Here is a 25732-nt window from a genome sequence, read left to right as displayed (position 1 = left end):
ATATTTCGTCCGCGGCGGCTTTTTACTCCTCCACGTAGATAATGCTCACCGGGCAGCCCCCGGCCGCCGCCCTGGCGGAGCGCTCCTGCGCCTCGCCCTCGGGCTGGTGATAGACCTCGGCCAATCCGTCGTCGGCGAAGCGGTAGACCTCCGGGCAGGCGCCGACGCAGAGGCCGCAGGAGATACAGTCGGTGCGTTCAATGCTGATTTCCATGCAGACAACTCCTTTCAGGGATAGTATACCCAGGCCGCGGCACAGACAATCCGTGCTTGTTTCCTCATATTTTTATGCTATAATACCTAGATACCTTTCCATGTTCTGTTTCCCGAAAGGAGGGAGACCCCTTTGGACGCTGTTTTATCCGTCCCTCAGAACCTGATGGACGGCATTGCGAATGCTCTGGCCGCGAACCCGGAAATCATCGCGTGGTATACCACCGTGGTCCGGTTCCTGTTTCCCATCCTGGCCCTGCTCATCCTCATCCGCACCATCCGCTCCCTGCTGACCGTGCCCCACGTGCCAGAGGTGTGGGCCTATCTGACCATGCCCAACGGCGCCAGCGAGCCCCTGACCCACTGGGAGAATATCCTGGGCCGGGGCGGCGCGTCCGACGTGGTGCTGGGCTATCCCACCGTCTCCCGCCAGCACGCCGCCCTTATCCGCGCCGAGGACGACACCTGGACGGTCTACGACCTGGACTCCAAGGGGGGCGTGGAGGTCAACGGGGAGACGGTGGAGGGAAATACCGCCCTGCGGTACGGCGACGTGCTGAGCCTGGGCGGCGTGGAGACCGTGCTTTTGCCCGTCCCGCCGGAGGAGAAGGAGCGGCGGCGGAAGGCCCGGCGGGCCGCCCGGCCCGTGTCCCCCTGGATCGGGCTGATTTTCCTCACCATCTTCCAGGCCCTCACCGCCGTGCAGCTGGTCATCGGCCTGGGCGAACGGGCCACCGCCGCCGTGCCCACCACCTTCCTGTGCCTGATGGGCGTCATGTGGGCCTACTTCATGTTTCTGCGCTCTGTCCGGCGGGTGGGCTTTGAGATGGAGACCATCGCCTTTTTCCTCTCCACCCTCTCCCTGGCGGTGACGGCCTCCTCAGCGCCCGGGTCCCTCTTCAAGCAGTTCGCCGCCATGCTGATGGGGCTGGGCGTCTTCGTGGTGCTGGGCATTGTCCTGCGGGATCTGGAGCGGGTGAAGAAGCTGCGCTGGCTGGCAGCCGGAGCGGCCATCGGACTGCTGGTAATCACGCTGGTGCTGGGGACCCGGCAGTTCGGGGCCAAGAACTGGCTGCGCCTGGGACCGCTGTCCCTCCAGCCCTCGGAAATTGCGAAAATCTGCTATATCTTCGCCGGGGCCGCCACCCTGGACCGGCTGTTCCGCAAGCGAAACCTGTGGCTCTTTATCGTCCTCACCGGAGCGTGCCTGGGGTGCCTGGCCCTTATGAGCGACTTCGGCACCGCGGCGATCTTCTTCGTCACCTTCCTGGTCATCGCCTACCTGCGCTCCGGCGACTGGGCCACTCTGGCCCTCATCACCGGCGGCGCGGTTTTCGGCGCGGGAATGATTATGACGCTCAAGCCCTATATCCTCCAGCGCTTTGCCACCTGGGGCCACGCCTGGGAGAACGCCTCGGTGGGCAGCGGCTACCAGCAGACCCGGGCCATGTCGGCGGCGGCCTCCGGCGGTCTCATCGGCGTGGGGCCGGGGGAGGGCTGGCTTCACCGCGTGGGGGCCGGGGACACCGATCTGGTTTTCGGGATGCTCTGCGAGGAGTGGGGACTCATCATCGCGGTGCTGGCGGTGCTCTGCATCATTACCCTGGCGGTCTTCGCCGTCCGGGCCTGCCGGGCGGGGAGGTCCAGCTTCTATACCATCGCCGCCTGCGGCGCGGGCGGACTGCTGGTCTTCCAGACCTGCCTGAACGTCTTCGGCGCGGTGGACATTCTGCCGCTCACCGGCGTGACCTTCCCCTTCGTCTCCAACGGCGGGTCGGCCATGCTGGCGTGCTGGGGGCTGCTGGCGTTCCTCAAGGCCACCGACACCCGGCAGAACGCCAGCTTTGCCATCCGCCTGCCGTCGCGGAGAGAGGAGCGTCGGGCAAACGAAGCGGCATTCTGCCAGATGGAAGCGCAGGAGGCGGACGATGAGGAAGATTGAGAAACGTGCGGCCATGTGTCTGCTGCTGGCGGCCGCGCTCCTGCTGGGGCTGGCATTCTTCTGCTTCCGCTTCGTGGCCTACGGCGGCAAGTGGGTCTCCTTCGCGGCAAACCGCCACCTCTATAACAGCAGGGGGCAGCTCTCGGTGGGCCGGGTGCTGGACCGGGACGGGGATGTGCTCTCCTGGGTGGACGACGACGGAAACCGCAGGTACTACGAGAGCGAGACCGTGCGCAGGGCCACCCTCCACGCCGTGGGCGACCCCTCGGGGAACATCGGCACCGGGGCGCTGGTGGCCTTTGCCGACAGGCTCTCGGGGTACAACCTCTTTACGGGCGCCTACACGCCCCTGGGGACGGGGAACGACCTCTACCTGACCCTGGACGCCCGGTACAATTACATCGCCTACAACGCCCTGGGGGGCAGGAAGGGGGCGGTGGGAGTCTACAACTACAGGACCGGCGAGATCCTGTGCATGGTGTCCGCACCCACCTTCGACCCGGCCAATCCGCCGGTCATTGAGGACGGGGACGAGCGGTACGACGGCGTGTACCTCAACCGCTTCCTGTCGGGGACCTTCGTGCCCGGGTCGGTCTTCAAGACCGTGACCCTGGAGGCGGCCATTGAGAACATCCCCGACCTCTTCGACCGGACCTGGACCTGCACCGGCTCCACTCTGGTGGGGGGCGAGGCGGTGACCTGCCCCAGCGCCCACGGCGAAATGGACATCAAGGGGGCGCTGGCAAACTCCTGCAACGGAGTCTTCGCCCAGCTCGCGGTGGAGCTGGGGGCGGCCAGGCTCCAGAGCTGCGCCGATCAGGCCGGGCTGACGGGGCGCTATACCGTCAGCGGCATCAGCACCGCCGCCGGGCGGGTGGACCTCAAGGGGGCCACGGAAAACCAGCTGGGCTGGGCCGGCGTGGGGCAGTACAGCGACGCGGTGAATCCCTGCGCGCTGATGGTATACATGGGGGCCATCGGAGGCGGCGGCAGGGCCGCCGTGCCCCAGCTGGTGCTCAAGACCGAGACCGGCATGGGGCTGAATGTCTCGCCCTACTTTCAGCATATGACGGGGAACCTGGTGGACGGCGCCACCGCCGCCGCCATGGCGGAGATGATGGCGGGGAACGTGGAAAACTCCTACGGGTCGTGGAGATTCCCCAATATGGACATCTGCGCCAAGTCGGGCACCGCCGAGGTGGGGGGTGGCAAGGCCCCCAACGCCTGGTTCGCCGGGTTTCTCCGCAATGAAGACGCACCCTACGCCTTTGTAGTCCTGGTGGAGGAGGGGGGCAGCGGCGCGGACACGGCGGGCAGCGTGGCCGCCAAGGTGCTGGACGCGGTGGTAAACGGGTATTGACAGAATTGAAAAGGAGCGCGGACGCATAGCGTCCGCGCTCCTTTTTACATTTTGTGGACGGGGGCGCAGCCTGCCGCCCGTAGAATTTACGTCATGTGGACGACTTCAGGCAAAGCGGAACAGTTGACCGCGGTCGGTCTCCACGGCCCGGCGGAAGACCACGTCGGCCAAAGCCACATCCAGCGCGCCCATGCCCATATGGGTATAGAGAATCCGCTCGTCCGCTCTGGTGCGGCCGGGGAGCCTGCCGGTGAGCACATCGCTCAGGTCCCCGTATTCCTCACCGGGCTTCAAATCCGCGCCCTTGGCCAGCACATCCTTGTTGTGCAGGATGCTGCCGTAGTCGGCCTCACGCAGGCCCAGCACCCACTTGTCGCAGGCCCTGGCGTAGCGCCAGTCCAGGTCGTTGAAGTGGAAGAGGGCGGCGGTAAAGGAGCCGGGGGCGAGCCAGCCGCCTTCCACCAGAGTCTCTTTGGAGGTGGTGGCGGTTAGGACGATGTCCGCCCCCGCGACAGCGGCCCTGGGGGCCTCGCAGACGGTGAAACGAACACCGGGGCACCGGGCTGAGGCCCCGGCCGCCAGGGCCTCAGCGGCGGCGGGAAAGCGGTCGTAGAGCCGCACCTCCTCCAGCGGGTAGCGGGGGAGAAAGGCGTTCAGCCCCTGCCGCCCCTGGGAGCCGCAGCCCACGACGGCCATGACCCGCGCGTCTGGCCGGGCCAGGACCTTGGCGGCCGCCACGGCGTGTCCCCCCGCGGTGCGGCGGTTCGTAATGGCGGTGCCCTCCACAATGGCGTAGGGTCCGCCGTTCTCCGGGGAGTTGAGGACGATGAGATGGCCGAACATGGCGGGGTAGCCCGGCTGCTGCCTGCCGAACATATTGACCCATTTGAGGCCCGCCACGCCCCGCTCCTGCAGAAGGGCGGGCATGGGCATAAACATATTCTCCCGCCCCTCGTCCGCGAAAAGCATCTCGGGGTGGGTCTGGGTGACGCGCCCGGCGGCGCAGCCGCGGAAAACAGCCTCCACGGTGGAGATCACGTCCTCCTCCGTGAGGAGGGCGTCCACATCCTCCTTGCTCAGGAGGCGCACTTGGCATTCCGGCATGGGATGACTTCCTTTCCTTACTGGTACGGCTGTCCGATACGGACCGGACAGCCCCGGGGCCGCTGAGTCAAGAACCGGGGCGGCGGCATATGCCGCCGCCCCGGTATTGGCTTAACCGATCAGGTCTGTAATCTTCTTGAGGGAGGTCTCCAGGTGCTTTTTCTTGTACTCCTCCTCGGTGACCAGAGTCAGGGCGTGCTGGCCGCAGACGCGCACGCAGGCGGGCTCCAGGCCGTTTTCCACCCGGACGGCGCAGCCGCCGCACTTGACCATCTTCCCCTCACGGTTGAAGGAGGGGGCGCCGAAGGGGCAGGCCATGGCGCAGGAGTGGCAGCCGATGCAGTTGGTGTTGTCACAGAGGGTAAAGCCGGTCTCCGGGTCCTTGGTGATGCAGCCGGAGGGGCAGGCCAGGACGCAGGGGGCGTCGGCGCAGTGCATACAGGCCATGGAGAGGTAGGTCCGCTTGTCGCCCTCGCCGGTGCAGGTCTCCACGCAGAAGGCGGAGCGGAAGGGGGCGGTCTCACGGGGGTCGATATCGTTTTGGTCCATGCAGGCGATGGCGCACGCGCCGCAGGCGGAGCAGCGGTGGGTGTCCAGGTCGAGAATCAGTTTCATGCCTTCTCCTCCTCGCAGCGTCTCATGTGGCAGCCGGCCGACTTGAAGCCGGGGAAGCCGGTGCAGGGGTCCAGGTGGGCCGCGCCGATGAGGTCGTTGGCGTTGGCCTCCCGGTAGCCGTGATAGATGTGGATATTGCCGGGGCGGACGCGGGTGGTCAGGTTGGCCTTCATGCGGATGGAGCCGTGGGCGTTGTAGAGCTCTACCATATCGCCCTGGCTGACGCCCGCGGCGGCGGCGTCGTCGGGGTGGATGTCCGCCAGGGGGTCGGGCCGCAGGGAGCGGAGGGTGGGCACGTCGTGGGCGCGGGAGTGGATGGCGTTGGGCAGCCGCGCGCCGCTGGTGAGGGTGAAGGGATAGGGTTCCTCATCCTCCAGGGGGTCGGTCCAGGTGGGAATGGCGCTGACGCCCCACTCCTTGGGGAATTTCTCAATGACAGAGCACTTGAACTCGAACTTGCCCGTGGGGGTGGGGAAGCCGTGCTCCCGGTAGGCCCCGAACATGGGGGGCCGGGCCTCGGGGGTCATGACGGGGAAGTCGGACTGCTCCAAGCTCTCCACAGTGACGGAGAGGTCCCGGATGATGTCGTTGACGCAGGCCTTGTAGCCTGCCTCCAGCAGGGGGTCGCCCAGATTCATGTGCCGGGCCAGCTCACAGAGCATGTCCACGTCGCTCTTGCTCTCGTAGAGGGGCGTGATGACCGGCTTGGTGAACAGGGAGAAGCCGCCGGGGTAGACCTTGTACTCGCCCCGCTCGAAGGAGGAGCAGGAGGGGAGCACAATGTCGGCGTACTTGCAGGTGTCGGTGAGGAAGAGATCGGCGGCCACGAAGAAGTCCAGGCTGCCGAGGGCCTTCAGGAAGCGGCCGGTCTCGGGGAACATCCGGGCGTTGATGCCCAGGCCGAAGAGGGCCTTCACCGGGTAGGGGGTGCCCTCCTCCAGGGTGCGGGTGAGATCCATGGCCTGGAACTCGTCCATGAAGGCGTCCCACACGGGGAAGCGGCCCGCGCCGATGAGGGGTGTGCCGTGGGTGGGCTTCACCTCGTCGGCGAACTCGTGCTCGCGGGTGGGGAAGCCGGCGCACTGGATGGTATAGGTGGGCGGCATGGGGAACACGCCGCCGGGGCAGTCGTAGTTGCCGGTGAGGGCGCACAGGGAGATGAGGGCCCGGTAGTTCTGGAAGCCGTTGTGGTGGTGGGTCACGGGGGAGGCGGACTGGTGGACCGCCGCGGGGTGGGCGGTGGCGAAGAGCTTGGTGGCCTCATAGATGTCGTCGGGGCTCAGGCCGGTAATCCCGGCCACCCGGTCCAGGTCGAACTGCTTGACATACTCGGCGTACTCCTCGTAGCCGTAGGTATGCTTGTCGATGAACTCCTGGTCCTGCCAGCCGTTTTCGATGATGAGCTTGGCCATGCCCAGGGCCAGTGCGCCGTCTGTGCCGGGCCTCAGCTGGAGGTGGATATCGGCGTACTTGTCCACGGCGGGTGTCTTACGGGGGTCGACAATGATGACCTTGCCGCCGTGCTCTTTATACTGGAGGACGTTGAAGGCGGTGAGGTGATCGGAGTAGTGGGGGTTCAGCGCCCAGCCCAGGAAGACCTTGGTGTGCTCGACATCGGGCACGGAGAACATGCCGGCGGTGGCCTTCCAGGCGATGACGGTGGACTCGAAGCAGACGCTGGACTCGGTGGCGTAGTTGGTGGAGCCGAAGGAGTAGGCGAAGCGCTTGAAGATGGGGCGGTACCACTTGGAGAAGCCGGAGAAGAAGGCCACGGAGTTGGGCCCGTAGGTCTCCTTGGCGGCGTTGAGGCGAGCGCCGATCTCGGTATACGCCTCATCCCAGGAGATGGGCTCAAACCTGCCCTCGCCCCGCGCGCCAACCCGGCGCAGGGGGGTCTTGATGCGGTCCTCGCGGTAGATGTAATCCCGGTTGGCCGCGCCCTTGGTGCAGAGCACGCCCTGGTTGAGGGGGTGCTCCCTGGTGCCCTCCACCTTGATGATTTTCCCGTCCTTCACATAGGCGTCCACGCCGCAGTGACAGGTGGGGGAGCAGATGTCGCAGATGGTATGCTTGACCTCTATCCCGGTCTCGGGACAGGGGATTTTGGCCTTTAACAGGCGGTCGATGTCTTTCATAGACCGGACCCTCCCAGTAATGTAATAAAGCCCTCGGGCACGTCCTCACGGCGCAGCAGGCCAATCTCTTCGGGAGAGAGGCCCCTGGCGCCGCCCCGGGCGGTCTTCCACAGCCTGCTGCGGATTACCCCGGAGATGCGGTGGCCCCCCAGCAGGTTGACACAGCGGATCTGTCCGGCCTCCACGACGGCCTCTATGTAGAGTCTGCCGCCCTGGCCGGTGAAGGAGACACTCTCGCCGCTCAGGCGCTTGTCGCCCACGCTGATGAAGTCCATATCGAAAAAATGGGTGATGTTCTGGACCATACCGCCGTCGCAGACGGCGTTTTCCCCCGCCAAATTGGCTCCGGCGGTGCGTCCCTGGGTCCCGGCGCGCTCCCACAGGCCGATGACCTGGGTCTGTCCGGACTGGAGGTTGTTGCCCTCGCAGCAGTCGCCCGCGGCGTAAACGCCGGGGACGCTGGCGCGCATATGGTCGTCCACCACGATTCCCCGGTTTACATTGATTTGGCCGGGGATGAGGAAGGGCAGATTGGTCCGGGTGCCCACGCAGAGGACGATGAGGTCGGCGTCCATGGCCGAGCCGTCGGTAAAGGCGGCGGTATAGCCGCCGTCAGGCCGCTTGCCGATGGCGGCTGCGCCGGCGTTGAAGCGCAGCTCCACGCCCTTTTCCCTGAGATACGTCTCCACCCGTGCGGCCGTGCCGTCCAGGGCGGCCAGGGGGAAGATGTGGGGGGCGATATCCGCCAGCGTGCAGGAGATACCCGCATTGACGAAGAGCTCCACCGCCTTGATGCCGATCATGGACGCGCCCACCACCAGGGCGGTTTTCACGCCGCCCTGGGCGAGACGGTCCTTGAGCCGCTGGGCGTCGGCCATGGTGCGCATGGGGAAGCACTCGTCCCCGCCGTCCCCCTCCATGGGCGGGGCCCAGGGGTTGGCGCCGGAGGCGATGAGTGCGCCGTCCCAGGCGAAGACGCCGCCCGACCGGGTGGTCAGGGTTTTGGCCTCGGCGTCAAAGCGTGTTACCGGGTCGTTCAGGTGGAGGGTCAGACCGTATTTCTCCTGCAGCTCCGCCACGGTGCCGAAGGGATAGCGGCCCTCGGGGGAGATGCGGCCGGAGGCATAGTAGGTGGTGAGCATGGGGTTCTCCGGCGGGGTGTCCACCGGAGCGAAAACATGGATTTCGCCTGTATAGCCGCCCTCACGCATCCCCTGGATGCCGTGGACGGCGGCGCAGCCGAATCCGATGACTGCGATTTTGTTCATGTTGTGGCCTCATTTCTTTCGATTGAGGTTGTGGGCTCCCCCGGAGGGAGCCTGTTTACTGAATCCCGCACTCCTCCAGCAAGGCGGTGAAGTCGCCCTGGGACTGGTCCACCAGGACGTACTCGTGGCTGTAGAAGGGATAGCGTGAGAAGATGCGGTCGGCGTTGACGCCGGTTTTAAAGAGGCCCTCCTCCACCCGCTTTGGCAGGTGGGAGAGCTCCAGGGTGATGCCCTCCTCGTCCCGGTCCTGGATGCCCATGGCGCGGGAGAGGTAGGCGGAGGCGCAGAGGAGCTTCACGTCGCACTGGAGCTGGCCGATGTTGCTGGGGCACTTGTACATGGACAGCGCCCGGATGACCTCCCGGTGGACCCGCAGGGGACAGCCCACATTGCCCGACTCCTGCCAGAGAAAATTCATGATGAAGCTCACGCGCTCGTTCACGCCCCGCTCCTCCAGACTGGGGAGCTGAATCAGCACCGGGATGCGGCGCAGGAAGGTGTGCAGCAGGATGGACTTGGGGTCCTCGGTGGTGGCGGCGATGATGCGCAGCCGGGCGTGGTGGTACTCCTTGGTCTCGCCCAGGCGCTGGTAGATGCCCTTGTCGATGAGGAGAAACATTTTCTCCTGTCCCTCGGGGGAGAGACGGTGGGCCTCGTCCAGGAAGAGAATGCCGCCGTCGGCCTGATCCACCACGCCGGGGGTGTCCCGGTCTGCCCCGGTGAAGGCGCCCTTCTTATACCCGAAGAGCTGGGAGAGAAGGAGCTGGGGGTTCTCAAAGTAGTTGGCGCAGTTGTAGATGACGAAGGCCGCGTCCCTGGCGATGACGCCCTGCTCCACGGCGAAGTCGTACATGGCCTCGGCAAAATGGCTCTTGCCCACGCCGGTCTGGCCGGTTATAAGACAGTGGAGGCCGCTGGGCGGATAGAGGATTGCGGCCCGGGCCTGGTCGATGTTGGGCCGCAGGCTCTCACGGGAGCCGACCAGCCGGCTGAAGCTGCCGGTGGGGTCGATGGACACCGGCGGGAGCTTCGGGCTGGTGCGGCCGTCGGAGACGCTTCTTAAAAGCCGGTCCACGGTGTCCCGAAACTCCCCATAGTTCTTGAAGATGCACTGGGAAAACCGGATGCCCAGGCTCTGCTCCAGCTCCTCGCGGGCGAAGAAGTACACCGGGCGGCCCAGAATCTTGACCACCCGTTCCTCCTTCAGCAGCGCGCCCAGCTCCATACAGGTGTTGTTGGGGGTGATGCCCAGAGCGCCGCCGATGACGCCCGCCTCAAAGCCGGAGCCGAGGACGGAGCGGATGTCGTCCAGAGTGACCTTGCACGTCAGCTCGGAGAGCTGGTGAAAGACCCGCTCCTTCCGCGTCAGCCGTTTTTCTTTTCCGGTCTCCTGTGTCTCCAAGGTGACGACCTCCTCTGTCAATGGCGGTGGGTTCGGGGGGAGCCGGCGGGTCAGATCTCGAAAAGCCGCCCCAGCCCGGGGACCTTTGCGGCATTGCCGATTTTGCGCAGGCAGCCCCAGATGGTGGCCTGGTTGCTTGTGAGGACCGGAATGCCCAGTTCCCGCTCCAGCGGCTCAATGCAGCCCAGGGCGCAGATGCCGGTGCAGGAGATGAAGAGGGCGTCCGCCCCCCGCACGTCCTGCCGCCGGGCCAGGGCGTAAATCTCCTCGGGCCGGACAAAGGGAATGACCCGTGTATCCGTATGGCCCAGGCCCTCGATGGTGGTGGTATGGTAGCCGTTGGCGGCCAGGAAGGCCGCCTCCATTTCGTTGAGGGGGCCGCTGTAGGGGGTGGCGATGGCCACGCTTTGGACCTTCATGGCCTGGAAGGCCTGCATGAGTGCGGTGCTGGTGGTGAGGGCGGGAATGCCGCAGGCGGCCTCGATGTCGGCGACGAGCCGCCTGTCGTAGTCGCTGCCGCCCACCATGCTGCCGGTGGTGCAGCAGAAACAGACCAGGTCCATGGGAAAGCCCTTGAACGCGGCGGCGGCCCGGACCACCTGGTCGCTCATCTCCTGAAGGCCCTCCATGGTGACCTCCCGGTAGGGGACCCGGGTGGTGGAGAGGGCCAGTCCCTCGGGCAGATGCTGGTGAAAATCCATCTCAATGGATGGGGTCACGCCCGGGCAGATGAGCCCGATGCGTCCTGTATCTCCATACATAGCGCTTGCCTCAGTATTCAAAGATTTTGCCCAGGTGGGGAAGCTTGGCGTCCACGCCGATGGTGCGCAGGGCGTGCCATAGGGTATACTGGTCGGCGAAGAGGACGGGCAGACCCAGCTCCGCCTCCAGCTCGGGGATGCGGTCCATGCCCTGGAGGCCGGAGCTGTCGAAGAGGACGGCGTCGAAGCCGGTGAGATCCATGCTCTTGGCCGCCCGGTAGATGCTCTCGTAGGGGATACTCTCAATCTCCTTGATGGAGAGATAGGGGGTCTGGCCGTCCTTGTAGAGGGTCTTGACCTCGCAGCGCTCCACACCGTATTTCTGCAAATTTGTCTTGAGCAGCAGTCCCAGCTCGTTGCTGAGGGCGGACACCACCGCCAGATTGCGGTACCCGAAGCGGTCCAGGACCTTCACCAGGGAGCGGAAGGTGGTGATGCAGGGGATGCCGGTGTGCTGCTCGATGATGTTGCGGATGGCCGCGCCGCTGATGCAGCTTGCCATCATGCTGCCGAAGACAATGACGTCCGGGTCGGTCGCGCAGATGTTCTCGGCGGTGAATTTCACCACGTCGATCATCTCGGTCAGGTCCTGATAGGAGATCTGATTGAACTTCACTCTGGCCGTGGCGACGGCGATTTCCTTCGGGACATAGGTGTGGTAGGCGATTTCGCTAGCGGTACCAGCAGAGGGAACGATGATACCAATCGTTTTTTCATAGATGCCCATAGTCTTCGTTCCTTCCTTCAATGGCGGAAAATAGGTGGGAGCGTCGCTTTTGTTACTCTCATCATACGGGAATTTGCCGCGCGGGTCAAGCGGTGGGAGAAAGCAGGCGGAGCGATTTTAAACCGGCTTCATCAGATTGGGCAGGAACATGGAGATGGGCTCGCAGAAGGTGATGAGCAGGGTGACGCCCACCAGGATAATGAGATAGGGCAGCGTGTACTTCGCCACATCCACCAGACCCTTTTTGGTCAGGTTCATGGAGACATAGAGGTTCAGGCCGAAGGGCGGCGTGATGAAGGAAATCTGGGCCGCCATGATGCAGATGACGCCGAAGTGGATGGGGTTGACTCCGTAGCTGGCCAGCAGGGGCGACATGATGGGGCCCAGGATGAGAAGCAGGGCCACCAGATCCATGAAGCACCCCGCGACGAAGAACATGAGGAGCACCAGGAGCAGGAAGGGGATTTTGCTGGAGACCGCTCCGGTAATCCAGCCGGTGACGATGACGGGAATCTGCTGGGTGGTGACGAACCAGGTGAGCACCTGGGCGGCGGAGACGATGAGGGTCATGGTGGCGGCGGAGACCAGACTGCCCTTGAGACCTGCGATGAGGTCCTTGGGCTTGGTGGTGCGGTAGACGAAGAGCTCGATGAGGATAACGTATACCACGCTGATGGCAGCCGCCTCGGTGGGGGTGGTGAGGCCGCTGTAGATGCCGCCCAGAACGATGATGGGGTAGAGCAGGGCGGGGATGGCCTTGAAGAGGATGGACAGGGACTCCCTGGCGGTGTACTTCTCGGCGGAGCCGTAGTTGTGCTTGCGGGAGACGATGTACACGTACAGGCACCAGGCCAGGGCAAGCAGGAGACCGGGGATGATGCCGGAGACGAACTGCTGCCCCACGGAGGTGCCCATGGCCACGCAGAGGACAATCATGGGGGCGCTGGGGGGAATCAGCACGCCGATGGAGCCGCCGGCGGTGATGGAGCCGATGGCCATGCTCTCGGGATAGGCCTCCTTAATCAGGGCGGGCATCATCAGGGAGCCGACCGCCACGATGGTGGCGATGGAGGAGCCGGAGATGGCGGCGAAGAAGGTGCAGGCCGCGATGGCGGCGATGACGCTGCCGCCCTTGATCCGGCCGAAGATCATCCGCATCACCTGGGTCAGATACTTGGAGGTATTGCCCCGGGAGGCGATGGTGCCGGACATGATGAAGAAGGGGATGGCCAGCAGCACGTAGTTGTTAAGGCCCGAGAAGAGAAACTGGGTGACAATTTGCAACGAGGTTCCGGAGTAGGCGGCGATGCCCATGGTGGAGGCGATGAGGACCACCAGGGCGATGGGAATACCCAGCAGCAGCAGGGCGAAGAACGCGATTACCAGTACCATCAGCCCTCTCCTCCTTCCGTGGCCAGCTCATCCTTCTTCTTGGGGGGGTGGACAAGCAGCCTGATGTCTTTCACGGTTTCGATTACATAGCGGACAGCCATGGTGCACAGGGCGATGGGGATGATGACGTAGGGCACCCACAGGGGGACGGGGAGGGTGGAGGTCATGGTGCCGATGCGCATCATGCTGGCAATCTGGAGCCAGGAGTAGTAGTCCACCACGGCCAGGCCCACGATGCAGATGAGGTCGCCCACAATCTTCAGAATCTGTCGGACCGTATGGGGGACGGCCACCAGGAGGGCGGTCATACGGGGGTGGTCGTCGGTGCGGATGGCCATGCTGGCGCCCAGGAAGGTGCCGAAAACCAGCACATAGCGGCCGAACTCCTCCAGCCAGGAGAGGCCCGACTGGAAGAAGGTGCGCATAGCGATGTCCACCACGATGAGCACACAGAGCAGTACGAAGGGAATTGCCAGGAGGTAGCCCTCTATCACGTCCAGGACGTGTAATACCTTATCCTTCATATATTTCTCCTCATTTTAACACGGGGGCCGGAGCAGCGCTCCGGCCCCCTTTGCGTGTTACTTGCGGGCCGCGTCAACCAGGCCGAGCACGTAGTTGTAGAACTCGTCGCCAATGATGGACTGATACTTCTCGTACACGCCGGAGCAGGCGTCCCGGAAGGCGCCGTACTCCTCGTCGGTGAGCTCCATGACCAGGTTGACCTTGGCCTCCTCGGCGTTGGTAACGGCCTTCTCAAGCTCGGTGGCCAGGGTGACGGCATAGGCGTCCTGCTGGGTCTTGATGGCGTCCTTAATCGCCTGCTGCTGATCGGCGGAGAGCTTGTCCCACACGCCGGAGTTGACGATGAAGGGGTTGGTCTGGATGGCATGGCCCAGGTTGGTGTGGTACTTCTCCACCTCGGAGAACTTCTGCTTGGTCATGAAGTCCAGGCCGTTGTCCTCGCCGTCGATGACGCCCTGCTGGAGGGCGGTGTACACCTCGCCGAAGGGCATGGTGGAGGTGGTGGCGCCCAGGGCGGCGAAGGTATCGGTATAGATGGAGCCGTTCATAACGCGGATCTTCAGGCCCGCCATGTCGGCGGGGGTGCGGACCTCGTGCTTCACGTTGGAGAGGCCCCGCTGCTCGCCGTTGGGGTAGCCCAGGAGGACGGCGCCCTTCTGGCTGGTGATGGCGTTGGTCTTCTCAATAAACTCGTCGGTCTGGACGATGGAGAAGAACTCATCGGTGTCGCGGAACAGGAAGGGCAGGCACAGGGCGTTGAACTCGGGGAACACGGTGGACATGACGGGGGTGCCGATCATGGCCATATCCAGGGTGCCGCTGAGGGTGGAGTCCAGCATGACGGTCTCGTCTCCCAACTGGCCCTGGGGGTAGACGATGATCTCAACGGAGCCGTTGGTGGCCTCCTTGACCTGCTCTGCAATGCCCTGGGCTACAATGTCCATGGTGGAGCCCGGAGGGCCCACGTGGCCCAGCTTCAGGGAGACGGTCTGTCCGGAGGAGCCGCTGCCGGAGGGGGCGGGGTCCTTGGAGCCGGAGGGGGTGTTCTTGTCGCCGCAGCCGGCGAGGCAACCAATCAGGAGAGCGGAGGCCAGCAGGAGAGAGAATACTTTCTTCTTCATAATGAGGTCCATCCTTTCTATTTTGCGGTTGCTGATTAAAACTGACGGATTCAGTTTGCGCTCGGTCCCTCGTAAAGGAATTTGTTGATGCCCTCGGCGTCCAGACCGGCCATGCCCAGGCGCTCCATGGTGATGCCGGTGGAGGCGTAGTCCGCGCCGTTAATGGCGGAGGCGATGGCGACGAAGGCGCGGGCCAGGGGGGTGTCCACGCCCACGGCCTGACCGACGGCGTTCAGGAAGGTGGAGCCGGACTGGGCGTCCTCAAAGATATAGCGGTCGCTCATGGAGAGGGGACCCTCCAGGCCGCGGAAGGAGTCGAACTGGGGGAAGCCCTCCTTGTCGGCCAGCTGCTTCATGAAGCCCACGCTGGAGCGGACGGGGTAGCCCAGCTTGCCGTTGATGGCATCGCGCTCGGCGGCGGTGGCCTCAATGACCTTCAGGACGCTGGGGGTCAGGCCCTGATTGTAGAAGCAGAAGTTCTCGGTCTGCTCCACCAGGCTGGTGTTCAGCAGGGAGCCGCCCAGGTGGACCACGATATTGGAGGCGTTGAGGCTGGTCTCAAACACATTGGTGGCCGCATGGGTCTCCCAGAGCTGGCAGAGGGCCGCGACGAGCCTATCATTGTCCTTGGCGGGAAAAGCGGCGGCGGTGCGGGGCTTGAAGGGCATACCGATGAAGCCCTCGGCGTTGTCGTACAGGCGGCAGGGGAACATGTTGCCCTCCAGCTCGCCGGTGACCACGTCTTTGGTGCAGCCGGCCTTGACCATCTCCTGGCGGAAGATGATGGAGCCCATATTGCCCGCGGAGAAGAGGACGGTCTGTCCGTCCTCCAGGTGGGGGACGACGGCCTGGGCGATCTCCGCATGGCGGGTGGAGAGGGCGCAGATGATGATGATCTCGGCGCCGGGGATGGCCTGGGCGAAGTCGGTGGTGATGCTTTCGATGACGGCAAAGCCGTTCTGCCCCTTACCGGTCAGGTTCACGCCGCCCCGGGCGCGGACCATCTCGATGCGGTCGTCGCTGCGGCCGGCCACGTCGCAAAGGGTGACGTGATGACCGGACAGGGTGAGGTCGGCGGCGGTGCAGATGCCGGTGCCGCCGGCGCCTACGACTGTGACTTTTTTGCTCATGGAGAAGACTTCCTTTCAAATTAACAATTATATAGCGTTGCAGAATTTCCGCTAGGCGGGAACAAAGTGGGAACCGGGGGAGGTAAAATCTGAGTCTGATAAAAATACTGCGCCGGCGGGCGTGAAACAGGGTAAATCAAACCGCGCCGTATCCGGGGGATTGGGCCCTCTGGAATTAGTGCAGAATCTCGCCGATCTTCTCCAGGGACTGGAGCTGGTCGATGTGCAGCAGGGTGTCCAGGGCCTCTTCCACCTTCTCAGGGGAGAGGGTGTGGGCCGCCTCGATGCGGAAGCGGTCGCAGACCTCCTCCATGGTGAGCATGTTCTTCGGATGGCCCTTGGGGTAGTCGATGCTGCCGGAGACGGTACGGCCGTCCTTCAGCTTCACGGTGATGGTCTTGGAGGCAAACTCACCCTTGCGGAAGTTGGAGAAGGAGTCCATGAGAAGCTGGGGCTCGGCGTCGGAGCCGTGGACCTTGGCTGCCACCTCCAGCACCTTGGGGTCGCGCATGTTCTTCTCGGTGTACCACTGGGGGCCGGGGGTGGGGTCGCACAGGAGCGCGGCGATGCAGAAGGGGATGGAGTACTGGGCCTCGATGATCTTCTCAAAGCCCTCGGGGTGGAACATCATGCGGGACTGGGTGGGGGGATCGACGATGATCTCCTCCACGTCGTCCGGTCCGAACCTGTGCTCTTTCACCAGAGCGTTCATAATGTCCAGGGAGGTCTGCACCCACATATTGGTGGGCCAGTGCTTCAGCAGGGTCTCCATGATGAGGTAGCGGCTGCCCAGCTCCTTGTTGTACCATTCGGTCTTGTGCTCGATGGTCAGGTTGGTGCCGTAGCTGAAGGGGCCGTCGAAGGCCTCCTGCATGCCGTCCACGCCGTGCTCCACCAGGAGCGCGCCCATCAGGCCGTCGTGAGAGCAGAAGCCGTGCTGGTAGTGGTAGACGTTGGACATGGTGCCGTGGACGATGTTGCTGGGCACGGCGGTGAGGACGGCGGCCATGCCGTAGACCTGCTCGGTCTTCTTAGCGTCCAGCTTGAAGAGCTTGGCGGCGGGGGCGGCGGCGGCGTAGATCTGCCAGCTGGTGAGGCCCCAGCCCTTGCGATTGTCATGGCCCTCGGGAGGCTGGATGGCCCGGGCAACGCGCTGATAGACCTCGAACCCGGCGATGACGCCCTCGATGTACTCCTTGCCGGAGAGGCCCCGGGCCTCACAGATGGCCAGGGACACGGGAATAAGGCTGGCGGAGGGGTGGCCGGTGCAGGAGCAGTCCTCCCAGTCGATATTGTCCGCCACGGTGGAGTTCACAAAGGCCGCGCCCAGCAGGGAGGTCTTGGAGCCGTCCAGCATGAGGGTGGCCTCATTGCCGGGGCCGTAGGCCTTCTTGCCGAAGTCGATGACGCTCTGGGTGAACTCCATCGGCTTGGAGGCCAGAGCGGCGCCCACGGTCTGGATGGTCATTTTCTTGGCCATGTCCACCACTTCGGCGGGCAGGTCGCTGTACTTCAGGTCTGCGGAGTATTGTGCGAGGGTCTTGGTAATCGTCATTTCATTTCCTCCTCGTTTGGTTTTGAGGTTTGCTTTCGCCAATATAAGAAGCAAGCAGCGTGCCAATATGGATCTCAAATTCGACAAAAAACTCCGGAAACGCTGCGTTGCAGCGTTTCCGGAGTTTTTTAAGATCTGTGGGGAGGAGCGGACGCTATGTCAGCACCACCAAGTCCGTGGCGGTCTCGTTCAGACTCTCCACGCCGTCGGGCCCCACATAAATCAGATCCTCAATCCGCAGTCCCAGCCTGCCGGGGAGGTAGACCCCGGGCTCCACGGACATGACCAGCCCCTCCTCCACGCAGGCATTGCTGTCGGCGCGGAAGCGGGGGTCCTCGTGGCCCTCCAGTCCGATACTGTGGCCGAGGCCGTGGCAGAACTCATCCGCGTATCCGCCCTCGGCGATGACGCGGCGGGCGACGGCGTCCACCTCGGCGCAGGCGATGCCGGGGGCCACGGCGAGGGTGGCGGTATCCTTGGCCCGGCGGACCAGTTCATAGAGCCCGCGCATCTCGTCGGTGGGCTCGCCCACAGCAACGGTACGGGTCATGTCGGCACTGTAGCCGTCAATCACCGCGCCGAAGTCCATGGTGACGAACTCGCCGGGCCGGACAGCCCGGTCGCCGGCCATGCCGTGGGGCTTGGAGCCGTTGGGGCCGGAGAGCAGCAGGTCGGTGTGCGCGGCTTCCACGCCGTCCTCCATGCGGCACAGACGGTAGAGCTCCAGCGCCATCTCCTTCTCCGTCCTGCCGGGGCGGATGAAGTTCAGCAGATTCAAATACGCCCGCTCCGAGGCGTGCTGGGCGGCGCGGAGGAGCGCGACTTCCCCGGGGGACTTGCGGCGGCGCTGGGCGAGAATCAGCTCATTCAGGGCGCTGTCGGCGGCAATCACACAGCCGGGCAGGCGGGCGCGGAGGCTCTCAAGGGCCGCCAGAGTGAGATAGCCGCTCTCCACGCCGGCGGTGCGGACGCCCAGACGGGCCATGAGGGCGGGCAATTCGGTGGTAATGTCCTCTGAGGGGAGCAGGGTGATGTCGCCGTCCAGCGCGCCGGCGGCCTCGCGGTAACGGCCGTCGATGAAGAAAAAGACCGCCGAACGGGTGACCACCAGCGTCCCGGCTGAGGAGCTCAGGCCCAGATAGTACCGGCGGTTGACACGGGAGGTGATGATGGCGGCGTCCAGATGGGCGGGGAGGGAGGACATAAGGACGGTGAGACGTTGGTTCATGGGTAGGGCCTCCTTAAATATAAAATGGAAGATGCACTACATGCGCACGGGAGAGCCTTAAAAATCCGGCGGGACGCCCCATTGGGCCGTCCCGCCGGAGGCAGTTTAAAAGACGTGAAGAATCTGCGCCACGCCAAGGCCCACGAAGGTGCCGATAACGCAGCCGAGGGTGCCCATGAGGACCGAGATGGACACGTAGGACTTGCCGTAGGTGGCGGCTACAATGGGGGCGGAGGAGGGACCGCCGATGTTGGCGATGGAGGCCACGCCGCAGGAGTGGAGATCCAGGTGGAAGAGCTTGGCCAGGGGGAGCATCAGCAGGGTGTGGACAATGAGGACCACGGCGCCGGCGATGATAAAGAGCCACGCGTCGGCAATCTGCAGGATGTTGATCTCCGTGGCCAGCAGGGTCATGACCAGCATGAGCATCACGTTGGAGACCTCCTCGGAGCCGGGCAGATCGCTCATCTTGGTCAGCCCCAGGGCCAGGCCGGCGATGGAGATAAAGATGTACTCCCAGACGCTGGCGTTGATGAAGCCGATGTCGGGCATGGCGCCGGCCAGCAGGCGGCAGACGTACACGGCGACCAGGCTCACGCCCAGGACCACCAGGATGTTCAGATGATCAAAGGGCTTCTTCTCGGCGGCGGGGCCGTCCAGGGTCTTGGCGATGGACTCGATGCCGGAGACATCCGCCTTGGCCCACTTGTTGAAGCGTCCGGCGAAATTGCCGATGGCAACCAGAATCATAATCCAGAAGGAGTAGTTGATGTTGATCATCAAAATGATGTTGGACATAATGCCGTCGTCAACGGCGAGAGAATTCTTGACGGCGAGGAAGTTCTGAATGCCGCCCACCCAGGAGGCGCACACCGCGCCGAAAGCGTCCGCGGGATGCCCCAGGGCGCCGCCGAAGATGGCGAAGGACGCCACGAAGCCGATGCAGATGGTGATGGTGGCGGCGCAGAAGGTGAGGAGCAGTTTGGGTCCCAGCTTGAGAATTTTCTTGACGTTGCAGGAGAGACACATGAGGAAGACCATGGCGGGGACCATATTGTCCACCAGCGCGGTCTTGACCGCCTTGACCTCGTCCGTGATGGTCCACATGCCGAAGGTGAAGAACAGCATGGTGCCCACGTAGATAATCAGGATGGGCGGGAAGAACTTGTAGAGCTTGAGGGGAAAGCGCTTTGCCAGATACAGGACCAGTGCGGTGAACGCGACGATGAATGCCAGGAAGCCGATACCGGTGGTAATCATAGGGGTAACACCTCTCAATTCCGATTCCGCATGTCCGGTCCCTCTCACTGTTCCGGAAATGCGGTTGCAGCTATTTATAGAAGCAAAAACGCTGCCAATATTGATCTCATAACCCGACAAAATTCGCCTTGCCCTAGTGCTGCAATGGTTACAAAATTAACGAAGTCGTTTCAGCAGGGCGGTGAGGACCCTGTAGTTGACCTCAACCGAGGGGATGCGGACATTCTCGTTGGGGCTGTGGGGACTGTTGATCTCGGGGGCGAAGGAGATCGCGTCCATCTCGCCCAGAGCCTCCATGAGAAGTCCGCACTCCAGCCCGCCGTGGAGCGTCATATAGGTGGGCTCCTTAACGCCGTGTTCACGGTAGCACTCCAGCGCCAAATCCCGGACGCGGGACGCGGACCGGAAGGTCCAGCCGGGGTAGAAATCGTGCTGCTCCCAGGCCGCGCCGCACAGCCCGGCCAGAGCCTCGTACCGGGGGAGAAGCAGATGCTCCAGGTGGGAGGGGAGGCTGCTGCGCACGCTGCTGGTGAAGAGAATTTCCGCCTCGCCGGAGGAAACGGCCCCCAGGTTGGCCGAGGTGGCCACGCTGCCCAGCTCCTGGTCCATGGACTGCACGCCGCAGGGGAGGAGGGTGAGAAGGCTCAGCAGGCGCCGGGCTGTCACGCCGTCATAGACGCGCCGACCGGTCCCGGCGGGTACGGCGCTGACGGCAACGCCCGGGTCGCTCACCCGGAACTCCCTGCGCAGTATCTCCTGCCAGGCCGCGCAGCGCTCCGCCAGCGCCGCGCCGTCCGCACAGGCCACCAGCGCCCGTGCTTCCCGGGGGATGACATTCTCCTTGGTACCGCCGGAGACGGAGCAGGGCCGCGCAACACCCTCCAGATCCCGGAGGATGCGGCCGAGCACCTGATTGGCGTTGGCCCGGCCCAGGTGGATCTCCGCGCCCGAGTGTCCGCCCCTGAGGCCGCCCACAGTGATGCTCCAGAGGGGCGCCGGGGGAATCTGCTCCCAGTCTACCGGCAGCCGTACCGCCACGCGGCCGCCGCCGGCACAGCCCACCACGAAGCAGCCCTCCATTATGCCGGTGTCCAGGTTGATGAGGGTCCTGCTCCGAAACGCGAAACGGTCCTTGTCCAGGGCCTTGGCGCCCAGCATTCCCACCTCCTCCGAGGTGGTGATCAGGCACTCCAGGGCGGGGTGCTCCAGGGCTTCGTCGGTGAGGACGGCCAGCATCATCGCCATGCCGATGCCGTTGTCGGCCCCCAGAGTGGTGCCGTCGGCCCGGAGGTACTCGCCGTCCTCGATCAGACGGATGGGATCCCGGGTGAAGTCGTGTTCCACACCGGCGTTCTTTTCGCAGACCATGTCCATATGGCCCTGGAGCATGACGGCGGGGGCGTTCTCAAAGCCGGGAGTGGCGTCCTTGCGGAGCACCACGTTGAGGGCGTCGTCCCGGTCGGCGTCCAGGCCGTGAGCTGCGGCGAACTCCATCAGCCAGTCGGAGACGCCGCGCTCGTTTCCGGAACCGCGGGGGACCTGGGAGAGGGCCTGGAAGTATTGAAGGACCGGATGGTCGAAATGCAGCTGACTCATGTTGAGACTCCTTTTTCAGCGGATTTTGACGAAAAAATAAGAATATCCTGGTTTAATTTTGCAAGCGGTATGCCAAGAAGAATATCAAAACGGCCGGTAAATCAGTGTTCTCAAGGGAATGAGGAGAACAATGCCTTCTTTTAATATACCACATAGAAAAAAACAGTTATGCGAAACATCAAAATTGTGATTCAATTAACACACAGACACGAGTGCACTCTGCTGAGATCGGAGTCCATTCCGGCGACTGCGGCCGCATTTGCCGGATAAGAGGAGTTTTGGAATCTCCCTGACAAGAGCGTTCCTGGAAGGTATCAAAGCGCCCGAAGGCCTGCTTTTTTCGCCGGGATGCGGCCGGTTTTTTGCAATCCGCCCGGAATTGCCTGAAAAACCGGCTTGCCTGAGGAAAAGCCCTTCGTTCCTGTATATTCCATGAACGCTTGTAAAGAGAAAGGTGGAATCCCGTATGTCAACAGAGCTGGCTGCAAAGGGGAGCCTGGCCACTCGGAACAAGCCGTCCTATTACGTCAATAGCCTCATCTGCGTGGGTATTATGCTGCTCTTCCGCTTTATCCCCCCTGTGGAGCCCATCACCGCCCTGGGCATGAACATCCTGGGCATCTTTATCGGAATGATCTACGGCTGGCTGACCGTCGGCATGGCCTGGCCCAGCCTCTTCGGCATCATCCTGTTGGGACTGTCCGGCATGATGTCGGTGGCCGACGCGTTCAAGTCCGGATTCGGCAACAACACCATCCTGCTGATCCTCTTCAGCTTCATTCTCACCGGCGTGCTGGGCACCTCCGGCGTGGCGAAGTGGATCGCCAACAAGCTGGTCTCATTCAAGATCGCGAGGGGCCGTCCCTGGGTGCTCTCCTTCCTGATCCTGTTCTCCATGTTCGTCCTCTCCTCGGTCATCTCCATCACCGCCGCCATTATGGTGGTGTGGTCCATGTTTTACGGCATCTGCGAGGTCTATCAGTTCAAGAAGGGCGAGAAGTGGCCCATGCTCATGCTGGTGGGCATCGCCTTCTCCGGCAGCCTGGCCTATCAGCTCTTCCCCTTCAAGTCTCTGCCCGCCGTGGTCATCGGCAACTACGCCGACCTCTCCGGCGGCGGCGACATCAACTTCTTCCGCTATTTTATCTGGATGCTGATTACCGACTGGATCATCATCGGCATCTATCTGCTGGCCATGAAGTTCGTCTTCAAGCCCGACGTATCCAAAATCAAGAACTCGGACGCCTCCATTGTGGGCGAGGAGAAGCTGAACCCCTATCAGCGCTTCATCCTCATCTACTTCATCTGCTACATTGTGGCGGTGCTGCTGCCCAGCATCCTGCCCGCGGACTTCGCGCTGACCATCCTGCTCAATAAAATCAATACCACCGGCATCACCGCCCTCTTCGTGCTGGGCCTGGTCTTTATCAACTTCAAAGAGGGCGGCACGCTGGGCGACATGTTCCGCCCCATCAACTGGGATCTGATCTTCCTGCTGGTGGGCGCCCTGACCATCTCCTCCGCCATCTCCAACGCGGACACCGGCATTACCGCCTGGATTAGCCAGGTGATGGGCCCCGTCCTCCAGGGCAAGAGCTTCCTGATCTTCGCTTTCCTGCTGATTCTGGCGGCCACCGTGGTCACCAACTTCTGCAACAACATGGCCACCGTGGCCATCTTCACGCCCATCGCCTATAACCTCTGCATCGCCAGCGGCGCGGGCGTGAATGTAAAGGCTATCATGGTGGTGCTCATCACCGTCTGCTCCACCGCCCTCATCACCCCCGCTGGCTCCACCCCCGCCGCCCTGATCTACGGCAACAAGGAGTGGGTGCCGGGCAAGTATCCCTTCACCCTGGGACTTTTCGCCGTGGCGGCCACCTTCGTCGTGATGTTCTGCATCGGCCTGCCGCTGGCCAACGTACTTTTCTGAGGCTGATACCTTTCCTTCGCGGACCGGGCCGGTCCACTCTCTCAGCCGGCCCGGTCCGCCTCCTCTCACATATGAGGCAAAACCATCTAAGGAGGCCATGCCATGAGCCAGTATCTCCAGCCCTATCAGGAGCGCTATCCCCACCTCTTCGCGCCCATCACCATCGGAAGCCAGGTCTTTAAAAACCGTATCATCTCCGCCCCCCAGAGCATGAACAATCTGGTCACGCCCGAGGGGTACTTTACCCTGGACGCCGCCATTCACTACGGCTGCAAGGCCAAGGGCGGCGCGGCCATGATTACCACCGGCGAAGCCCGCATCTCCCTGCTCAACGGCAGCGGGCACAGCAACCAGATCAACCTCTGCGACGAGACCACGCTGAGAAGCCTCAACCAGTTCTCCGACTTTCTCCATATCTACGGCGCGAAGGTCTGCATCGAGCTGAGCCACTCCGGCCAGTGGGCCCTGCCCCAGTACAACGGCGGGCGCAGCCCCATGGGCCCCTCGGCCAAGACCATGCCCAACGGCAACATCTGCGAGGAGATGACCGAGGAGGACATGGACTATGTGGCCGGCTGCTTCGCCCAGACCGCCGTCATGGCCAAGCGGGGCGGCGCGGATATGGTGAATATCCACGGCGGCCACTCCTGGCTTCTGAGCCAGTTTGTCTCCCCCCTGGAGAACCAGCGGAAGGACAAATACGGCGGAAGCCTGGAAAACCGGGCGCGCTTCCCCATCATGGTGCTGGACCGTGTCCGCCAGGCCGTGGGAAGGGACTTCCTCATCGAGTACCGCATCTCCACCTCTGAGCTCATTGAAGGGGGCATGGAGGTGGATGAGTCGGTGGAGTTCGTAAAGATGATTGAGGACAAGATTGATATCATCCAGTGCTCCGTGGGTTCGCGGCGCAACTCGGTCTCCCGGGGCGTCATGCACCCCGTCCACTTCATGCCCCAGGGCTGCAACGTCTACGCCGCCGAGGCCATGAAGAAGGCCGGGATTAAAATCCCTGTGGCTACTGTGGGCGGCATCAACGACCCGGAGCTGGCCGAGCGTATTCTGGCCGAGGGAAAGGCCGACCTTATCGCCATGGCCCGCTCCTTTGTGGCCGACCCCAACTGGGGAGAGAAGGCCCGGGCAGGCAAGGCGGAGGACATCCGTCCCTGTATCCGCTGCATGCGCTGCGCCGACATCGGCGGCGGCCGCGTGAACACCGGCACCAAGGTGATTCTGCAGGACTTTAAAACCGCCACCCGGCACATCGAGTGCTCCGTGAATCCCAACCACGGCCGCTCCTGGATGGAACCCCACCTCCAGACCACCGGCATCCACAAGAAGATTGTCGTGGTGGGCGGCGGCCCCGCCGGCATCCAGGCCGCTGTAACCGCGTCCAAAATGGGCCACGAGGTGGTGCTCTACGAGCGGAGCGGCCGCCTGGGCGGCCAGCTTGTCCATGCGGACGACGTGGACTTTAAGCACGATATGGTCCGGTACCGGGAGTACCTGGTGCGCCAGGCGGGCAAGTCCGGAGTGACCATCCACCTGAACACTGAGGCCACGCCCGAGCGGGTGCGGCTGGATAACCCCGACGCCATCATCGTGGCGGTGGGGGCCGAGTCCGCCGTGCCCCCCATCCCCGGCGTGAATGGGAAGAATGTGATGACCGCCCTGGACTACCGCGCCCACATCGGCGAGGTGGGGCAGACCGTAGCCATCGTGGGCGGCGGCATGGTGGGCTGTGAGACCGCCCTCCAGCTGGCCCGTGAGGGCCGCGAGGTGGAGCTTATTGAAATGACCGATATGCTGGCTGCCGACAGCACCTTTACCGAGCGCCTGCTCACACTGCACTATCTGGAGCACGACTACGACCCGTCGACCGCCATGCACCTCCATGAGACCGACGGCATCAAGGCCCGGGTCCGCCAGCACATGAATACCCGCTGCCTGGAGATCACCCCGGAGGGCGTGAAGGTGGCGGGGCCGGACGGGGAGAAGACCCTGAGGGCCGATACCGTCATCCTGGCCGCGGGTATGCGCTCCAGGGCCCAGATACGTGATTCCTTCTATGGCGCGGCCTACGACGTGATTCCCGTGGGCGACTGTGTCCGCCCCGGCAACCTCTACAAGGCCAACCGGTCCGGCTATGACGCGGCCCTCAATCTCTCTACCCGCGAAGTATTTTAAAACATTCAGCGCCGGCGTAAGGCCGCATCCCGCGGGGAGGACCAACGGTCCTCCCCGCGGGATGCGGCCTTTTTTAAACAAAGAATTGGAAAAGAGCGGGCGGAATTGTGTCATTAGCGCGAAAAAACGGTTTTTTGCTCGAATTCTTATTACAATTTTGCGATTATTTAAGTAAATAGCAATATATTACAATAATCAAGCAAGAAGTGTGGTGAAAACTACTGAAATTAATGGTATATATTCTCTTAGAAGTGTCTGATTGCACAAAGAATCAGACATGG

20 protein-coding genes are annotated in these 25732 nt (G+C 63.3%); 4 read left to right on the top strand and 16 right to left on the bottom strand.

Annotated elements, in window-relative coordinates:
• Positions 1-22: 22 nt before the first annotated feature.
• The gene (locus H8S62_RS05470) at positions 23-214 is read right to left on the bottom strand and encodes a ferredoxin (protein WP_155148103.1); all 192 of its coding nucleotides are present in this window, start codon (positions 212-214) and stop codon (positions 23-25) included.
• Between the two features lie 132 nt (positions 215-346).
• On the opposite strand from H8S62_RS05470, the gene H8S62_RS05465 reads away from it, so the two are divergent.
• Entirely contained in the window at positions 347-2155 is a 1809-nt protein-coding gene (locus H8S62_RS05465; protein ID WP_341481020.1) for an FtsW/RodA/SpoVE family cell cycle protein, read from the top strand.
• Positions 2142-3515, top strand: coding sequence for a penicillin-binding transpeptidase domain-containing protein (locus H8S62_RS05460; protein ID WP_155148102.1), 1374 nt, complete (start codon positions 2142-2144; stop codon positions 3513-3515). The genes H8S62_RS05465 and H8S62_RS05460 overlap by 14 nt, the downstream gene beginning before the upstream one ends.
• A 105-nt stretch (positions 3516-3620) precedes the next feature.
• On the opposite strand, the gene H8S62_RS05455 is transcribed toward H8S62_RS05460, so the two are convergent.
• The 15 genes from H8S62_RS05455 to pepD all read right to left on the bottom strand — a co-directional run bounded on the left by H8S62_RS05455 (position 3621) and on the right by pepD (position 21334).
• Positions 3621-4619 (bottom strand): ornithine cyclodeaminase family protein, encoded by a 999-nt coding sequence (locus H8S62_RS05455; protein ID WP_155148100.1) that lies wholly within the window; start codon positions 4617-4619, stop codon positions 3621-3623.
• A gap of 111 nt (positions 4620-4730) precedes the next feature.
• Positions 4731-5234 carry a 4Fe-4S dicluster domain-containing protein gene (locus H8S62_RS05450; RefSeq protein WP_155148098.1) on the bottom strand — a complete coding sequence of 168 codons (504 nt, stop codon included), beginning with the start codon at positions 5232-5234 and terminating at the stop codon, positions 4731-4733.
• Positions 5231-7369: a molybdopterin-containing oxidoreductase family protein gene (locus H8S62_RS05445; RefSeq protein WP_155148096.1), complete on the bottom strand. Its 2139-nt coding sequence runs from the start codon at positions 7367-7369 to the stop codon at positions 5231-5233. Before H8S62_RS05445 ends, H8S62_RS05450 begins: the two co-directional genes overlap by 4 nt.
• A complete protein-coding gene (locus tag H8S62_RS05440; RefSeq protein WP_155148094.1) occupies positions 7366-8637 on the bottom strand; it encodes an NAD(P)/FAD-dependent oxidoreductase in 1272 nt (423 codons plus the stop codon). Before H8S62_RS05440 ends, H8S62_RS05445 begins: the two co-directional genes overlap by 4 nt.
• Before the next feature lie 55 nt (positions 8638-8692).
• Entirely contained in the window at positions 8693-10039 is a 1347-nt protein-coding gene (locus H8S62_RS05435) for a sigma 54-interacting transcriptional regulator (RefSeq protein WP_186918730.1), read from the bottom strand.
• Between the two features lie 50 nt (positions 10040-10089).
• A complete protein-coding gene (locus tag H8S62_RS05430) occupies positions 10090-10800 on the bottom strand; it encodes a maleate cis-trans isomerase family protein (RefSeq protein WP_155148090.1) in 711 nt (236 codons plus the stop codon).
• A 10-nt stretch (positions 10801-10810) separates the two neighbouring features.
• Complete coding sequence (locus H8S62_RS05425) at positions 10811-11527, bottom strand: aspartate racemase/maleate isomerase family protein (RefSeq protein ID WP_155148088.1); 717 nt, start codon at positions 11525-11527, stop codon at positions 10811-10813.
• 117 nt (positions 11528-11644) lie between these two features.
• Positions 11645-12919 (bottom strand): TRAP transporter large permease, encoded by a 1275-nt coding sequence (locus H8S62_RS05420; protein WP_186918729.1) that lies wholly within the window; start codon positions 12917-12919, stop codon positions 11645-11647.
• Complete coding sequence (locus H8S62_RS05415; RefSeq protein ID WP_155148084.1) at positions 12919-13443, bottom strand: TRAP transporter small permease; 525 nt, start codon at positions 13441-13443, stop codon at positions 12919-12921. The genes H8S62_RS05420 and H8S62_RS05415 overlap by 1 nt, the downstream gene beginning before the upstream one ends.
• Before the next feature lie 57 nt (positions 13444-13500).
• Positions 13501-14565: a TRAP transporter substrate-binding protein gene (locus H8S62_RS05410; RefSeq protein WP_186918728.1), complete on the bottom strand. Its 1065-nt coding sequence runs from the start codon at positions 14563-14565 to the stop codon at positions 13501-13503.
• Positions 14566-14615: 50 nt separating this feature from the next.
• The gene (locus H8S62_RS05405) at positions 14616-15695 is read right to left on the bottom strand and encodes an NAD/NADP octopine/nopaline dehydrogenase family protein (RefSeq protein ID WP_186918727.1); all 1080 of its coding nucleotides are present in this window, start codon (positions 15693-15695) and stop codon (positions 14616-14618) included.
• Between the two features lie 175 nt (positions 15696-15870).
• Positions 15871-17250, bottom strand: a complete 1380-nt coding sequence (locus H8S62_RS05400; protein ID WP_186918726.1) for an MmgE/PrpD family protein — start codon at positions 17248-17250, stop codon at positions 15871-15873.
• Between the two features lie 154 nt (positions 17251-17404).
• Positions 17405-18478: a M24 family metallopeptidase gene (locus tag H8S62_RS05395; protein ID WP_186918725.1), complete on the bottom strand. Its 1074-nt coding sequence runs from the start codon at positions 18476-18478 to the stop codon at positions 17405-17407.
• A 105-nt stretch (positions 18479-18583) separates the two neighbouring features.
• Positions 18584-19738 (bottom strand): DUF819 family protein, encoded by a 1155-nt coding sequence (locus H8S62_RS05390; protein ID WP_173023555.1) that lies wholly within the window; start codon positions 19736-19738, stop codon positions 18584-18586.
• Positions 19739-19894: 156 nt separating this feature from the next.
• Positions 19895-21334: a beta-Ala-His dipeptidase gene (gene pepD, locus H8S62_RS05385; protein ID WP_186918724.1), complete on the bottom strand. Its 1440-nt coding sequence runs from the start codon at positions 21332-21334 to the stop codon at positions 19895-19897.
• 466 nt (positions 21335-21800) lie between these two features.
• Here pepD and H8S62_RS05380 point away from each other — a divergent pair, with 466 nt between their 5' ends.
• Both H8S62_RS05380 and H8S62_RS05375 read left to right on the top strand, forming a co-directional pair.
• Positions 21801-23267 carry an SLC13 family permease gene (locus H8S62_RS05380; protein WP_186918723.1) on the top strand — a complete coding sequence of 489 codons (1467 nt, stop codon included), beginning with the start codon at positions 21801-21803 and terminating at the stop codon, positions 23265-23267.
• 102 nt (positions 23268-23369) lie between these two features.
• Complete coding sequence (locus H8S62_RS05375; protein WP_186918722.1) at positions 23370-25451, top strand: NAD(P)/FAD-dependent oxidoreductase; 2082 nt, start codon at positions 23370-23372, stop codon at positions 25449-25451.
• Positions 25452-25732 lie beyond the last annotated feature (281 nt).

Origin of the sequence: Lawsonibacter faecis (genome assembly GCF_014287675.1) — a bacterium.
In the GTDB taxonomy this organism is placed as follows: Bacteria; Bacillota; Clostridia; order Oscillospirales; family Oscillospiraceae; genus Pseudoflavonifractor; species Pseudoflavonifractor faecis.
The sequence above is the reverse complement of the archived record's forward strand: the minus strand, read 5'-3'. Positions and strand labels throughout refer to the sequence as shown.

Excerpts from the sequence above, each read along its gene's own strand:
- H8S62_RS05470 (WP_155148103.1), bottom strand. The coding sequence starts at position 214 with ATGGAAATCAGCATTGAACGCACCGACTGTATCTCCTGCGGCCTCTGC.
- H8S62_RS05460 (WP_155148102.1), top strand. The coding sequence starts at position 2,142 with ATGAGGAAGATTGAGAAACGTGCGGCCATGTGTCTGCTGCTGGCGGCC.
- H8S62_RS05455 (WP_155148100.1), bottom strand. The coding sequence starts at position 4,619 with ATGCCGGAATGCCAAGTGCGCCTCCTGAGCAAGGAGGATGTGGACGCC.
- H8S62_RS05450 (WP_155148098.1), bottom strand. The coding sequence starts at position 5,234 with ATGAAACTGATTCTCGACCTGGACACCCACCGCTGCTCCGCCTGCGGC.
- H8S62_RS05445 (WP_155148096.1), bottom strand. The coding sequence starts at position 7,369 with ATGAAAGACATCGACCGCCTGTTAAAGGCCAAAATCCCCTGTCCCGAG.
- H8S62_RS05440 (WP_155148094.1), bottom strand. The coding sequence starts at position 8,637 with ATGAACAAAATCGCAGTCATCGGATTCGGCTGCGCCGCCGTCCACGGC.
- H8S62_RS05430 (WP_155148090.1), bottom strand. The coding sequence starts at position 10,800 with ATGTATGGAGATACAGGACGCATCGGGCTCATCTGCCCGGGCGTGACC.
- H8S62_RS05425 (WP_155148088.1), bottom strand. The coding sequence starts at position 11,527 with ATGGGCATCTATGAAAAAACGATTGGTATCATCGTTCCCTCTGCTGGT.
- H8S62_RS05420 (WP_186918729.1), bottom strand. The coding sequence starts at position 12,919 with ATGGTACTGGTAATCGCGTTCTTCGCCCTGCTGCTGCTGGGTATTCCC.
- H8S62_RS05415 (WP_155148084.1), bottom strand. The coding sequence starts at position 13,443 with ATGAAGGATAAGGTATTACACGTCCTGGACGTGATAGAGGGCTACCTC.
- H8S62_RS05410 (WP_186918728.1), bottom strand. The coding sequence starts at position 14,565 with ATGAAGAAGAAAGTATTCTCTCTCCTGCTGGCCTCCGCTCTCCTGATT.
- H8S62_RS05405 (WP_186918727.1), bottom strand. The coding sequence starts at position 15,695 with ATGAGCAAAAAAGTCACAGTCGTAGGCGCCGGCGGCACCGGCATCTGC.
- H8S62_RS05400 (WP_186918726.1), bottom strand. The coding sequence starts at position 17,250 with ATGACGATTACCAAGACCCTCGCACAATACTCCGCAGACCTGAAGTAC.
- H8S62_RS05395 (WP_186918725.1), bottom strand. The coding sequence starts at position 18,478 with ATGAACCAACGTCTCACCGTCCTTATGTCCTCCCTCCCCGCCCATCTG.
- H8S62_RS05390 (WP_173023555.1), bottom strand. The coding sequence starts at position 19,738 with ATGATTACCACCGGTATCGGCTTCCTGGCATTCATCGTCGCGTTCACC.
- pepD (WP_186918724.1), bottom strand. The coding sequence starts at position 21,334 with ATGAGTCAGCTGCATTTCGACCATCCGGTCCTTCAATACTTCCAGGCC.
- H8S62_RS05380 (WP_186918723.1), top strand. The coding sequence starts at position 21,801 with ATGTCAACAGAGCTGGCTGCAAAGGGGAGCCTGGCCACTCGGAACAAG.
- H8S62_RS05375 (WP_186918722.1), top strand. The coding sequence starts at position 23,370 with ATGAGCCAGTATCTCCAGCCCTATCAGGAGCGCTATCCCCACCTCTTC.